This is a genomic window from Terribium retamae (genome assembly GCF_022347545.1).
Classification (GTDB): domain Bacteria; phylum Pseudomonadota; class Alphaproteobacteria; order Rhizobiales; family Rhizobiaceae; genus Mesorhizobium; species Mesorhizobium retamae.
The window spans coordinates 58,099-71,937 of record NZ_JAKREW010000023.1; the positions used below are offsets into that span (position 1 = coordinate 58,099).

General features: G+C 60.8%; 13 protein-coding genes. 11 read left to right on the forward strand and 2 right to left on the reverse strand.

Annotated elements, in window-relative coordinates:
* Window positions 1-37: 37 nt before the first annotated feature.
* A complete protein-coding gene (argS, locus tag L4923_RS20260) occupies window positions 38-1,795 on the forward strand; it encodes an arginine--tRNA ligase (RefSeq protein ID WP_239368450.1) in 1,758 nt (585 codons plus the stop codon).
* A gap of 102 nt (window positions 1,796-1,897) precedes the next feature.
* Complete coding sequence (locus tag L4923_RS20265) at window positions 1,898-4,948, forward strand: SPOR domain-containing protein (RefSeq protein ID WP_239368452.1); 3,051 nt, start codon at window positions 1,898-1,900, stop codon at window positions 4,946-4,948.
* Between the two features lie 79 nt (window positions 4,949-5,027).
* On the opposite strand, the gene L4923_RS20270 is transcribed toward L4923_RS20265, so the two are convergent.
* Window positions 5,028-5,669 (reverse strand): CGNR zinc finger domain-containing protein, encoded by a 642-nt coding sequence (locus L4923_RS20270; protein ID WP_239368454.1) that lies wholly within the window; start codon window positions 5,667-5,669, stop codon window positions 5,028-5,030.
* 159 nt (window positions 5,670-5,828) lie between these two features.
* On the opposite strand from L4923_RS20270, the gene L4923_RS20275 reads away from it, so the two are divergent.
* Together L4923_RS20275 and L4923_RS20280 are read left to right on the forward strand one after the other, a co-directional pair.
* Window positions 5,829-6,194, forward strand: coding sequence for a hypothetical protein (locus tag L4923_RS20275; RefSeq protein WP_239368456.1), 366 nt, complete (start codon window positions 5,829-5,831; stop codon window positions 6,192-6,194).
* Window positions 6,194-6,793 (forward strand): YdeI/OmpD-associated family protein, encoded by a 600-nt coding sequence (locus tag L4923_RS20280; RefSeq protein WP_239368458.1) that lies wholly within the window; start codon window positions 6,194-6,196, stop codon window positions 6,791-6,793. The genes L4923_RS20275 and L4923_RS20280 overlap by 1 nt, the downstream gene beginning before the upstream one ends.
* A 47-nt stretch (window positions 6,794-6,840) precedes the next feature.
* Here L4923_RS20280 and cml read toward each other — a convergent pair whose 3' ends face one another.
* Window positions 6,841-8,040, reverse strand: coding sequence for a CmlA/FloR family chloramphenicol efflux MFS transporter (cml, locus tag L4923_RS20285; protein ID WP_239368460.1), 1,200 nt, complete (start codon window positions 8,038-8,040; stop codon window positions 6,841-6,843).
* 341 nt (window positions 8,041-8,381) lie between these two features.
* Between cml and L4923_RS20290 the strand changes: the two genes are divergently transcribed.
* The 7 genes from L4923_RS20290 to L4923_RS20320 all read left to right on the forward strand — a co-directional run bounded on the left by L4923_RS20290 (window position 8,382) and on the right by L4923_RS20320 (window position 13,714).
* Window positions 8,382-8,702, forward strand: coding sequence for a DMT family transporter (locus L4923_RS20290; protein WP_239368462.1), 321 nt, complete (start codon window positions 8,382-8,384; stop codon window positions 8,700-8,702).
* 274 nt (window positions 8,703-8,976) lie between these two features.
* Window positions 8,977-10,182: an MFS transporter gene (locus L4923_RS20295; RefSeq protein ID WP_239368464.1), complete on the forward strand. Its 1,206-nt coding sequence runs from the start codon at window positions 8,977-8,979 to the stop codon at window positions 10,180-10,182.
* 161 nt (window positions 10,183-10,343) lie between these two features.
* Window positions 10,344-10,661, forward strand: coding sequence for a DUF1801 domain-containing protein (locus L4923_RS20300; protein ID WP_239368466.1), 318 nt, complete (start codon window positions 10,344-10,346; stop codon window positions 10,659-10,661).
* Window positions 10,662-10,698: 37 nt separating this feature from the next.
* Window positions 10,699-11,718, forward strand: a complete 1,020-nt coding sequence (gene nagZ, locus L4923_RS20305) for a beta-N-acetylhexosaminidase (protein WP_239368468.1) — start codon at window positions 10,699-10,701, stop codon at window positions 11,716-11,718.
* Window positions 11,719-11,785: 67 nt separating this feature from the next.
* On the forward strand, window positions 11,786-12,583 hold the full coding sequence (locus L4923_RS20310) for a segregation and condensation protein A (RefSeq protein WP_239368506.1): 798 nt from the start codon (window positions 11,786-11,788) through the stop codon (window positions 12,581-12,583).
* Complete coding sequence (gene scpB / locus L4923_RS20315; RefSeq protein ID WP_239368470.1) at window positions 12,580-13,317, forward strand: SMC-Scp complex subunit ScpB; 738 nt, start codon at window positions 12,580-12,582, stop codon at window positions 13,315-13,317. Before L4923_RS20310 ends, scpB begins: the two co-directional genes overlap by 4 nt.
* A 178-nt stretch (window positions 13,318-13,495) precedes the next feature.
* Complete coding sequence (locus L4923_RS20320) at window positions 13,496-13,714, forward strand: twin-arginine translocase TatA/TatE family subunit (protein ID WP_239368472.1); 219 nt, start codon at window positions 13,496-13,498, stop codon at window positions 13,712-13,714.
* Window positions 13,715-13,839 lie beyond the last annotated feature (125 nt).

Sequence of the window (13,839 nt, forward strand, 5' to 3'; positions counted from 1 at the left end):
ACCCGGTCCTTCTCGCATAAAAGCAGAGCAGTTTTTCATGAATATCTTCGCCGACTTCACAGCTCGGGTCATCAAGGCCGTGGAAGGTCTTGATCTGAAAGATAAAGACGGTGGCGCGATCGATCTCGGCCGTATCACCGTCGAGCCGCCGCGTGATGCCACCCACGGCGATCTTGCCACCAATGCCGCTATGGTTTTGGCCAAGCCTGCAGGGCAGAACCCGCGTGCGCTGGCTGAGCGCATCGTTGAAGCCCTGCGCAGCGATTCCGATGTCTCCAGCGCCGAAGTGGCTGGACCAGGCTTCGTCAACCTGAGGCTGACGGACGCATTCTGGCACCGGCATCTCACCGGTTTGATCGCCGAAGGCGAGAACTATGGCCGCTCCAAGGTGGGCGAGGGCGTCTCGGTCAACGTCGAATATGTTTCGGCTAATCCAACCGGGCCGATGCATGTCGGCCACACGCGTGGCGCTGTTGTGGGCGACACGCTGGCCAATCTGCTTGCCTTCGCCGGTTACAAGGTAACGAAGGAATATGTGATCAACGATGCCGGCGTGCAGATCGACGTCCTTGGTCGTTCCGCCTTCCTGCGCTACCGCGAGGCCTTGGGCGACGATATCGGCGAAATACCGGCCGGTCTTTATCCAGGCGATTACCTTGTGCCGGTTGGACAGGCGCTGGCGAAGGAATTTGGTCGCAACCTGTTGCAGATGCCGGAGGATGAAGCGCTGGCCATCGTTAAGGATCGCACCATCGATGCCATGATGGTGATGATCAAGGAAGACCTTGCGCTGCTCAATGTGCATCACGACGTCTTTTTCTCCGAGCGTACGCTGCATGCCGACAACGCCAAGGCGATCCGCGCTGCGATCGCAGACCTCACGCTGAAGGGGCACATCTACAAGGGCAAACTGCCGCCTCCTAAGGGGGAGAAGCCCGACGACTGGGAAGATCGCGAGCAGACATTGTTCCGCTCGACGGCGGTCGGCGACGACATGGACCGCGCGCTGGTCAAGTCGGATGGCTCGTTCACCTATTTTGCTGCCGATGTGGCCTATTTGAAGGACAAGGTCGACCGCGGCTTCAACGAACTGATCTATGTGCTCGGCGCCGACCATGCCGGTTATGTCAAGCGGCTGGAGGCGCTCGCGAAGGCCGTGACGGATGGCAAGGTCACGCTGACAGTATTGCTCTGCCAGTTGGTGAAGCTGTTTCGTGACGGCGAGCCTGTGCGTATGTCGAAGCGTTCCGGCGACTTCGTTACGCTGCGCGAAGTGGTGGAAGAAGTCGGCCGCGATCCGGTGCGTTTCATGATGCTCTATCGCAAGAGCGACGCACCGCTCGACTTCGACTTCGCCAAGGTAACCGAGCAGTCGAAGGACAACCCTGTCTTCTACGTCCAGTATGCCTCCGCACGTTGTCACTCGGTGTTCCGGCAGGCGAGGGAACAGCTCAACATTGTCGATCCATCGCGCGAGCAACTGTCTGCTGGGCTTGATCTGCTTAAGGATGAAGGCGAGCTTGCGCTGGTCAAGAAGCTCGCTGAATATCCGCGCCTGATTGAGCAGGCGGCACAGTCGCAAGAGCCGCACAGACTGGCTTTTTACCTTTATGACCTGGCCAGCGGTTTCCACGCGCAGTGGAACCGCGGCAATGATCATGTAGACTTACGTTTTGTTAAGGTTAACGACCCACAATTGACCTATGCCAGACTCGGGCTGGTGCAGGCTGTTCTGGACGTATTGTCGTCTGGCCTCGCGTTGATCGGAGCGGAAGCCCCGACCGAAATGCGCTAGGTTCGACCGAAAAGCCTGTCACCATTTGCCCACATTGCGCTGGTAGGGGCCAACCTTCCGCGACGTCCATGGCGTCCGATGAGTGCGAGTTCGGGAACGACAATGGCAGATAGAACCCAGGCGCGTGTAGCCAACCACAACGACATCGCAAGTGACGATCCGTTCGCGGAACTGACCCGCATCATGGGCTTTGATCCGCGCGAACCGGTGCAGCGTCAGGCTGCGTCTCAGCCGGCGGCCGGGCAGGCTGAAGATTTCGACATCGACCTCGAAAAGGAGTTGATGGGAGAGTTCGACGCCTACGAGGAAGAGCCTGCCACCGCACCGCAATCGCTGGCCGCCATCCCGTCGCTTTCTGGTAAGCCCGCGGCTGTTGAAGTGGCCGATGACGAATTTATCGCCCCGATGGAGCAGCATGCCACCGAACCGGCTCTTCCAGCCGTCGCCGGTCCCGTCGAAGACGATGCCCCTGATTTCGATTTTGCTGTCGCGGCTGCGGGCATGGACGAACAGGCCTTTGACGCAGTTGTTGCAGGCGAGGATGAGCCGGAAACGGAGCTGGCGCCTAGTGATCAGCAGTTCGAAGATTATGAAGCGGCGATGCGCGATGTCGACTTCGGTGATCTTGATCTTGCCGATGAAGCCCTGGTCGAGCAGCCGGTAACTTCGATCGAGCCTATTGTCGCCGCGCCTGAGCCTGTCGCCGCGGGATCGGTGTCGGGCACCGCTGACGCGAATTTCGCCGGCGACGATTTCGATACGCATTTCGATAACGCCATGGCTGATGTCGAAGTGGAGCTCAGCGCTCCTGAAGAGGTTGCAGTCGCAGAGGCCGAACCTGCAGAGTTCGAGGATGAGCGTTCCGCCCAGCAGGAGCAGCCGTTCATGTCGACCTTCGGCCATCATGCACAGCCGGCAGATGTGGTTGCCGACAGCGAGCCGGATTTCGACATCGATCTCGACGACGCTTTCAACGATGAGGACGAGGCTTTGGCGGTCGCCGCGGCCGAGCCGGAAGCGATTGAAGCCGTCGCCGCGGTGGCAGCCGAACCGGTTGCCGAAACACCGTCCGTCGCCGCGCAGGATCGTAGTCTCGAAGACGAACTCAATGCACTGTTGGGCCGCATGACTGCGCGTCCGGCTGCCCCGGTCGCCTCCGCGGAGGCCTGGAAGCCGCAATTTGCAGCCACGCCAGCCGAACAGCCGGCCTACGAGTCCGATCTCGACACCTCGCTGATGACGGAGCTGGCTGCAGCCGACTTCGAAGCCGAAGAGCCGTCTTCGAAGGCTGAAGACGATATCGATTTCGATACCGCCGCCTTCGAAGCTGCGATGACCGGCGGGTTGGATTCCCTCGATGAGGAGCCCGTTCAGCAAGCTGAAGAAGATCCGGTGGAGGCGCTGAAGTGGGCTGCCCCGGCCGTGGCCGCCGCCGCTGCAACCGCCACCTTCGCGCAGCCGATGCGCGCTTGGAGCCGCGGCAATCCGACTGCACCTACACAGCAGCCTTACTCTTCGCAGCCCTATTCAGCTTCGGTGCAGCAGTTTTCCGCTCCGGCGCCAGCGCAGCCGGCGATCCAGGCCGAACCGCCTGTTGTTGCCGCAGCGCCGCAACCGGCCGCGCCGCCTGTCGCTCAATCCTGGCACAAGCCTGCCCCATCAGCAGCCTCCCGGGAAGAAGTGCCGGATATCGAAACCATGGACGTGCCGGAGCGTGTCGTCGCGCTTGCCGACGATCTTGATATTCCAGAAGTCCCGTTCGAGCAGGACAAGCCTGAAACCTCGAATTTCGATGAACTCGACGCCGAGTTCTCGACCTTGCTCAACGAGATGCTTCCGGATGATTCGGCAGCCGCGGCGAAGGCTGGTTCCCGTCACGATGGCGATGGTCATGACCACAGGAGCGAGCGCATCGAGATGCCGGCCTATGCCGACTCGACACAGGCCGCCGCCGCCGCCGCTGCTTACGCCAATCTGGGGCAGGGCTACGATCCGCAGAGCCCGGCGCGCGGCAAGCCGGTTGCCGGTCAGTTCGCGGACGATGGTTTCGACTATGATCCGGACCTTGAAGAAGGCATGACCATTCCGGAAGCCGCAGCTGCTGAGGCCAACGAAGCGCCCCGCCGTCGCGGCCTCTTGGTTGCAGCCCTGGTCGGGGCGGTTGCCGTGGTTGGTGGCGTCGGCGCCTTTGCCTTCTCCTTCGGTGGTGGCTCGGGTTCGGAAGCTCCTGCTATCGTGAAGGCTGACAATCAGCCGATGAAGGTGAAGCCGGAAAATCCCGGCGGTATCGTCATCCCGAACCAGGATAACAAGGTCTACGATGCCGTCGCCAAGGGCGCCCGCCCGGCTACGCCGACCCAGCCGAAGCTGGTCGCCAATGCCGAGGAGCCGGTGGACGTCGTCGCTAAGGAACAGGCCGAGCAGGCAGAACGCACTGCAGCTTTCGCGGGCACCGACGATAGCGAAGGTGATGCGCAGAGTGCTGCGCAAACGCCGGCAAAGTCGGAAGATCGTGTTGCCCAGATCGCGCAGGAAAATGCCGGCACTCAGGAAGGCGCGTTGGTGACGCCGCGCAAGGTTCGCACCATGGTGGTCAAGCCTGACGGCACGCTCGCTCCGCGCGAAGAGCCGGCTGCTGCTCCGATCGCCGCCTCCGAGCCGGCAGATCCGACCCCGCAGCGTGTATCCCAAGACCAGACCGGCACGGTGCCGCAGGCGGCCGGTGCAGGCGATCAGCCCGCTCTCAAGCCAGCCAAACCGAGCACTGTTGCCGCAACCCCTTCCGCGGCTCCGGTGGCACCGCAGCGCCCGTCCGATCAGCCGGTCGATATCGCTGGTGAGGTCAAGCCGCAGGCTGCACAACAGCAGCAGGTAGCTTCGGCGCAGCCACAGGCTCCGGCGGCCGCACCTGGAGGCTGGTCGATGCAGATCGCCTCACAGCCGACCGTTGAGGGTGCACAATCGACCTATCAGGATCTGGCTCGCCGCTACTCGAACGTACTCGCCGGCCGCAGCGCCAACATCGTCAAGGCAGACGTCGCCGGCAAAGGTACCTTCTACCGAGTGCGCGTGATGGCGCAGTCCCGCGATGATGCCATCAAACTCTGCACGAGCTACAAGGCCGCCGGCGGCAACTGCTTCGTCTCGAAGTAAGCTGAGTCGAACTTCTCGATCGAAAACGGCGCAGCCAAGACTGCGCCGTTTTCTTGTGCGACTGGGCCGTGCGCGCGGTTCAACCGGTCTTCGGTGGGGGCCTGTTCACCTGTCTGGCCCGGTAAGCGCGGCGCACGCGTTCGCGGTTGCCGCACAGGTCGCTGGCGCACCAGATGCGTGAACGGTTGTTGGTGTGGTCGATGAAAATGGCCCTGCAATCCTGCGCGTGGCAGGTACCAAGCTTGTCGAGGTCCTCGGACACGAGCAGTGCGGAAAGCGTCCATAGAACGGGCCATAGTGGCTCGGCAAGTTCATGGCCGGGCAGCTCGTAGGCGGCCCTTCGTTGATGCGCTATCTGCAACAGCCGAGGCGGAGAGGTGAGGCGAACGAGAAACGCGTTGATCTCTGCCAGCATTGGCATGAGGTCGCCATTTGCCTGGGCGGATTCGGCGAGTCTCCGGATCGCGCTGCGTAGGGTGAGAGCCTCGGCCAGCATGTGGCGCGCCGCCGCCGGTGCCGTTTTCGCCAGTCGAAGAAGTTTTTCGCCTGCCGCCGCTCTCATCGTGCCCCGCGCGACACTCCAGGTTACGAGTGCGTCGTAGTCGGCCAGCAGGTCCCGTTCTTTCGAAGTGCCAGGCAGATCGATCGTGTTGACGAAGTCAAGGCACAGAGAGCCTGCGATGAAACGATGCGGCCAACCTGACTTAATATCCGCGAGCAAGTAGGCCTCCTTTGTCAGGATGATTGCATCGGCTGGCGATCTTTCATTGCTAATGTGTTAAGCCATTAGTATCCTGAAGAAGTGGCTCGGGCAACAGGCACTTCGCGCAGGCATCGCAAGCGCGGGGCGACTGGGCAGATGCAAGTGATGGAGGAAACGATGACGCAGCAACAGCAGGCAGCACGGATCGTGCGCGTGTGGCGTGGCAGTACTTCCGCTCGCCGGGCTGACGAATATGAAGCTTATCTCTATGCGGAAGGCCTGCCCGATTTGAAGAAACACGCCGTTGGCGTGCAGATGCTGCGGCGGGATCGCACGGACGAGAGCGATTTCGTCGTCATGTCCTTCTGGAAGGATATTCCTTCCATGTCGAGTTTCGCCGGCAGTGATCCGCGCAAGATACGTCATCTTGAGCGGGACGAGGAGTTTCTGACCGTGCTGCCTGAAACCGTCGAGATATTCGAGGTGAAAGCCAGTACCTTGCCGGAACCGTTGGCGCTTGCCTATTCGACCACGGCGCATTGATGCCACCGGTTTTTGTCGATCCGGCCAAGGTGCGGGAGTTTCCTGACGCCGACAGCTTCTATCGCTGGTTGTCCCGGAACCATGCCGTCGAAACGGAAGTTTGGATCAAGATCCATAAGGTCGGCTCGGGGCTTCCTTCGATCACGCCGCTGGAGGCCATCGATGTCGTCTTATGCTGGGGTTGGATCGATGCGATCCGCAAGAGGTTGGACGAGACCAGCTATCTGCAGCGCTACACCCGACGTGGGAAAAAGAGCATCTGGAGCGAGATCAATGTCGGCAACGTCGCTCGGTTGATCGAGGAAGGACGCATGACCGAGCATGGCTTGCGAGAGGTGGAGGCCGCAAAGGCCGATGGTCGCTGGGCCAGGGCATATAAAGGCAGTAGGGATATCAAGGCTCCGGAAGATCTTCTGGCCGCTATCGACGCTGAGCCGGCTGCACGCGAGATGTTTGTAAAACTAAGCTCGCAGAACCGCTTCGCGCTTATCTTCCGCGTTCACAACATGAAGACGGAAGCCGGACGAAGCAAGAAGATCGCGGACTTCGTCGCGATGTTGAAGCGCGGCGAGACAATTTATCCGCAAGGCAAGAAGTGATCGGGGACCCCGCGCAGCGGATGCCGCCACCGCGCGGGGTTTCTTCGTTACCGTGATTTGCCTTGATGGCGCTGCAAGAGAGCGAGTGCCAGGAGGACAGTCATCGCCATCACAGCCATATAGGCGATCAGCGGCCAGGCGGTTTCGCCATTCAGTGTCAGCACCGCCAATGTACCGATAGCGCCGACAAACAGACTTTCGATGCAGAAATAGAGCGCCACGGCCGTGCCTGCGCGATCCCCAAAATCGGCCAGTGCGCCATTCGCGGCGACCGCGCCGGTGAAGACGATACCTGCCGCCGCCACCCACATAGGCATGATGAAGGTTATGAAGGAGGGTTCACTCCGCATTTGCCCAAGGCAAAGCAGTGCCGCTGCGCTCAGCAGCAACGTCATTCCGCGTTTCGCACAGCCGGGAATACCCCAGCGCGCGACGAAGCGTTTGGCGAAACGTGTCGTGACGATCATGATCCCAGCCACGGTGCCGAACGCCAGGCTGAAGATCAATTCGGAGTAACCGACCCTGGCGATCAACACGCGGGGTGCTGTCGAGAAGAATACGAAGAAACTTCCCATCGCCGCGCTGAAGGCCAGCGTATAGGTCCAGAACGCTGCGCTTTGCAGGATCGGCAGCATTGCCAGGCGCTTTGCAGCATGTGTTACGGGCCGCGTTTCGTGCCATCGCAGTGACGCATTCAACAGGGCCGGCAGTGTGAGCAGGCCCAGGGTGACGAAGACGACTCTCCAACCGCCCTGATAGGCGATGACTGCGCCTATGATTGGGCCCAATGCCGGTACGAATGCCAGCATGGCGCTGAACAGGCTGTAGATGACCGCGCCCTCCGGCTGTTCGGCGTAGACATCGCGCACTGTTGCGAAGGTGGCCACGAGAGCTGCCGATGCCCCCACGGCTTGCAGAAGGCGCAGGCCAAGGAAAACCGTTCCACTCGTGGCAGCCGCAAGGCCAAACGAGGTCGCTCCAAACAGCAGGGCGCCGCCCAGCAGAACCGGCCGGCGGCCGATGCGATCGGACAGTGGCCCGAACACGATCTGGCCGGCACCAAGCAGGACCATATAGAGGCTTAGCGTGAGTTGAATGAGGGCAGGGCTGGTGCCGAGCTTTTCGGGCATCGTCGGCACGACGGGCAGGTAGATGTCCATCGCCAGCGAAGTGAGAAGGTCGAAAGGAGCCATCAGCAGCAATGCCGCCGGCAGGCCGTAGGGCCATACGGGATTTTTCTTAGACATGACAAAAGGTCCACTCAAAGGGATTTTGAGCGACGTCTGTCAGTCAGTCCGTCAGTTGGATGGGAGTGGACAGTACGCCGCAACAACGAAAGCGTCGTTGCGGCCTATCTGTCTGCCTGCGGTAAGGCTCCCATGCCGATGCTCCATGAAGGATCGCGAAGGCCGGTCGTCTAGCACTGCATCGACACCGGCGCAACGCAGTTTGGCCTGGCATGCATGGCAGCTATGCGAGCCAAGCCCTTGCCCCTATCCCAAAAAGCCTTAGCTTTACGGTCAGAGGACGACCTCCCCATCTCGGGAAAGAATGTCCGGGACGGCCCGGCTCTCAAAGGAGGGTCGTCATGGCCTGGGTCTATCTCGTAATCGCCGGACTCCTGGAAGTTGTCTGGGCTTTCTCGATGAAGAAGTCTGAAGGCTTCACGCTGCTCACCCCCACCATCATCACCATCGTCATGATGATCGCCAGCTTCGGTTTGCTGTCGATTTCGATGAAGACGTTGCCGCTTGGCACGGCCTACACGATCTGGACCGGCATTGGTGCGGTTGGCGCCTTTGCTGTCGGCGTGATGGTGCTGGGCGAGGCGATGACGCCGATGCGCGTGCTGGCAGCGGTCCTCATTGTCAGCGGCCTTGTCATGATGAAGCTTTCGAGCAGCCACTAGCGCCGCGCGTCCACCCGGCGGCGATAAGGGCATTCCAACACAGCGGACCAACGCATCGGCCATCCCGAAATCGGCTCCGTTTCGGGCCGGTACACCGGTTCGCTGCTTCTAAAAACGCGGTAGCTGTCAGGTCATGGCAGCTATCGTCGGGCTCGAAAAGAAAAAACCGGATGCAAAATGTCGGCGGCCATCTGCTCAACACGTCATCCTGATGACGGCGCACCGGTGGTCGGAGCGCCTTCGGCAGTTTCCTGCTTTTGGGAGGCGGACGGATATGGCTATTTCTTATCGTTGGGTGATCGTCGCCGCTGGTGCGCTGATGACCTGTGTCGCGCTCGGCGCGATGTTTTCCCTTGCAATCTTCCTCGAGCCGATCTCGGTCGAGACCAACTGGTCTCGCGCGGGCATTTCCAGTGCGATGACGCTGAATTTCCTGATCATGGGGGTGGGGGGCTTCATGTGGGGGGCGGCCACTGACCGCTTCGGACCTCGCATCGTCGTTTTGATCGGTGCTGTCCTGCTTGGCCTCGCTCTCGTTTTGGCAAGCCAGATTCATTCGCTATTGGTGTTCCAGATCACCTATGGCGTGCTGGTCGGCCTTGCGGCCAGCGCATTTTTTGCACCGATGATTGTCGCCACGACGGCCTGGTTCGACAAACATCGCAGCCTGGCGGTTTCGCTGGTTTCGGCCGGGATGGGCGTGGCGCCGATGACGGTCTCACCCTTCGCCCGCTGGCTGATCACCGCCTATGACTGGCGTACCGCCATGTTCTACATCGGCGTGATGTCCTGGGTGTTGCTCATTCCGGCGGCGCTTTTGGTGCGACGTGCGCCGGACGAACTCGCCGCCGCTGGCGAGAGTGCGACCGTCGGCGGAGAGGGCTATGGCATGACGGCTGGCCAGGCCTTCAAGTCAATGCAATTCATCGTGCTGGGCCTGACCTTCTTTGCCTGTTGCATGGCCCATTCCGGTCCGATCTTTCACATGGTCAGCTATGCCATGGCCTGCGGTGTGGCACCGATGGCGGCCGTCTCGATCTATAGCGTGGAAGGGCTGGCTGGGCTTGGCGGTCGTGTCGTGTTCGGCGTCCTCGGTGACAAAATCGGCGTCAAGCCGGTGTTGGTGGCTGGTCTGTTTATCCAGGCGGTGGTCATTGCCGCCTATCTCACGGTCAGTAAGCTCGGCGAGTTCTACCTCCTTGCTGTCATTTTCGGCGGCACTTACGGCGGTGTCATGCCGCTCTATGCCGTGCTGGCACGCGATTATTTCGGACCGCGCATCCTCGGCACCGTGTTTGGGGCAGCCACCATGCTCTCCAGCATCGGCATGGCCTTCGGTCCGCTGGCCGGCGGCTGGGTCTATGATGCCTATGCGAGCTACACATGGCTGTTCATTGGCTCGGCGATCGTCGGGCTGGGCGCTGTTGCCATCGCGCTGGCGTTCCCGCCGCAACCAAGGCAGCAGTTGCAGCCGGCTTGAGATCGATCATGTTTCGGGTCCATGCGGATAGCCTGGAAACCTATTTCGGGTTCGACCCTCGACGCAGGGGCGAACTCGAAAGGGTTGACGGTCTGATCCGCCAAGCGGCCCCCCGCCTAGGCCGGTATTTTCACGCGGGCACGCCAGCGGGAGAGGCCGGGATGCGCATGAAGATGATCGGCTACGGCCAGTTCCATTATGCGATCAAAAATGGGAAGCAGGTGTCCTGGCCGGTGATCGGATTGGCGCTGCAAAAGAACTACTTAAGCCTCTATTTTGCCGTTACGCTCGACGGACGGCCGATCGTCGCGTTCTATGCTGGCAGACTTGGCGCATTGCGCGCCGGGCGTAACAATTTCAGCTTCGAGCGTTTTTTCGATCTCGATGCCGCAGCGTTGGAAGCGCTTGTGGCGCGCAGTGCCGAAATTTTCGAGGCTGAGCCCGACAATCCCGTCCGCTACAAACAGGGCTCCACCTGAGATTCCCTTGTCCGGCTGAAAGCTCTAGACTTCAGCCATGACCGAATCACAGACCCTCATCCTCGGCTGCGCCGGGACATCGCTCACCCGTGAAGAAAAGAGCTTCTATCGGGGCGAATGCCCGTGGGGCTTTATCCTCTTTGCCCGCAATATCTCCGAACCGGAGCAGATCCGCGATCTCGTTGCCGAAATGCGCGATTGCATCGGCCGTCCGGAGGCTCCGGTCTTCATCGACCAGGAAGGCGGACGGGTGCAGCGGCTACGGCCGCCGCTGGCGCCCAATTATCCAGCCGGTGCAGCATTCGGTGCGCTGTACCGCGAAAATGAGGAAGTGGGTTTGCGTGCCGCCTGGTTGCTTGCCCGCCTGCATGCCTTTGATCTGCTGCGCTACGGCATCACCGCGGACTGCCTGCCGGTGCTCGATGTGCCCGTGGAAGGCGCCAACGATGTCATCGGCGCACGCGCCTATGCCAAGGACCCGTCGATCGTCACTGCGCTCGGCCGATCTGCCGCTGAAGGTTTGATGTCGGGTGGTGTCATCCCTGTCATGAAGCACATTCCCGGCCACGGCCGGGCCTTTGCCGACACCCATTTCGAGCTGCCAACGGTGACGACGTCGCTGAAGGAACTGCGCAAGCATGATTTCGCCCCATTCCAGGCGCTCAACCACCTGCCGATTGCGATGACGGCGCATGTCATCTTCAGCGCGGTCGATCCCGATAACCCGGCGACCACCTCGGGCAAGGTCGTCGAAGAGATCATTCGCGGCGAGATCGGGTTCGATGGGCTGCTGGTGTCCGACGACACCTCCATGAAGGCACTTTCTGGGGATTTCCAGACAAAGGCTGCCTCGATCCTTGCAGCGGGCGTCGATCTGGTCCTTCACTGCAACGGCGTCATGGAAGAAATGGTCGCCATCGCTTCGCGGGCGAAACCGCTGGAAGGCAGGGCGTTGGAGCGGGCCAACCGGGCACTCGCTTCGGTCAAGGGACATGATGACAAGGACGAGGCCGAACTGCGGGCCGAATTCGCGGATTATTTCGAGGCGGTCGCGTAACCGCATGGAGTGAGAAAAGAGGCAAGTGGCGGAACTCGCGGAAAAAAAGGCCGGCAAGGCCGCGCCGATGGACCGCCTCTGGGCCGAGGGTGATGACGATCGTGTCACCGGCGATCCCGAACTGGTCGTCGACGTAGCCGGTTTCGAAGGTCCGCTCGACCTTCTCCTTCACCTTGCCCGCAACCAGAAAGTCGACCTCGCTCGTATCTCGATCCTGGCGCTCGCCGAGCAGTATCTCGCCTTCGTCGAGAAGGTGAGGGCGCTGCGGCTCGAGCTTGCGGCCGACTATCTGGTGATGGCGGCGTGGTTGGCCTTCCTCAAATCCAAGCTGCTCATTCCCAAGCAGCCCGGTGAAGAGGGGGAGAGCGGTGAAGAAATGGCCGCGGTACTGCAGTTCCGTCTGCGCCGTCTGGAGGCCATGCGTGACGCGGCTGCACGCCTTGTCAACCGCAACAGACTTGGTCGGGATGTGTTCCAGCGTGGCATGCCAGAGATGGTCATCGTCGAGAAGCGCAACCAATACTCGGCGACACTCTATGACCTGCTCACCGCCTATGCCGGTCAACGCCAGCGGCAGGCGATTTCCAATGTGCGTATTGCCAAGCGCGGGGTTTGGTCGCTCAAGGAAGCGCGTACCATTCTCGCGCGGCTGATCGGCATATCGGCGGATTGGACAGCGCTGGATAGATTCCTGATCGAATATCTGGCGAGCCCCGAGGAAAAGCGCACCGCCATGGCTTCTTCCTTCGCAGCGACATTGGAATTGGTGCGCGAGGGCAGCATGGAGATGCGTCAGGATGAGGTGTTTGCGCCACTCTATTTGCGGGGGCGTCAGCGCGTGAAAGCAATCGAGGTCGCGCAATGAGCGAAAGCAGCAACGCTTCGGTCATCCCCTTCTCGGTGGAAGACGAGGAAGAAGCCACGGTACACAACCCGGCGGAACGTCTGCATTTGGCCGAAGCCGTGCGCATGGCGGAGGCGATCGTCTTCGCCAGCGCAGAACCTGTGACCGAGAAGCAACTTGCCCAGCGTCTGCCGGACGGCGTCAACGTGGCCGCGGCCATGACGGAGCTTCAGGACATCTATTCCCGCCGAGGCGTCAATCTAGTGCGCGTGGGAGATGGTTGGGCTTTCCGTACTGCCGGCGATCTTGCTTTCCTGATGAGCCGGGATTCGGTGCAACAGAAGAAACTGTCGCGTGCAGCACTCGAAGTGCTTGCCATCATCGCCTATCACCAGCCGGTCACTCGTGCCGAAATCGAGGACATTCGCGGTGTCGAGACCTCGAAGGGCACGCTGGATACACTGTTGGAAACCGAGTGGATCAGAATGCGTGGCCGCCGCAAGACCCCAGGCCGGCCGGTCACTTACGGCACCACCGACAAGTTCCTTGACCATTTTGCGCTGGAGGAAATCCGCGATCTGCCGGGTATAGAAGAGCTGAAGGGGGCGGGGCTGCTTTCCACGCGCATGCCGGCCAACTTCTCGGTGCCGCAGCCGCCGGCCGACCCGGATGAGCTGACCGAGGACGAAGATCCTCTGACGGACATCGATCTGGAGGAACTCGGTCTTCTGACGCCACGTGTCACGGAAGAGTGATTGGCGAGCACGCTGAAACCGGTCCATGCGCTGTTTGGTAGCGGCCTATTTTCAGATGCGCTCAACAAATCCGGCTGACAAGAGGCCGGACGTGATAGAAACTGTCGCGGTTCCGTTTGAATCCGGATGCTAAAACGCATAGATCAGCGGCAGGGAAACAGTTCAAGAGAGATAAACAATGGGTTCGTTTTCGATTTGGCACTGGCTGATCGTGCTGGTCATCGTGCTCCTGGTATTCGGCCGGGGCAAGATTCCGGAACTGATGGGCGACATGGCCAAGGGTATCAAAAGCTTCAAAAAGGGCATGGCCGACGACGAAGCCGACGATTCCCGCACCGTCGAGCACCGCTCCGACGAGACCGTCTCGAACATGAAGGAAAAGGCCGGCAAAAGCTGAGCCGGCACCTTCCGGAGACATTGTCGGGAACTAGAGCGTTTGCGTCTCTTCACGGAAACGCGGAAAAACGCTCTACCTCTTTGTGTATACGCAATTCCGGACGCAAAACCGCCGCGCACTTTGCT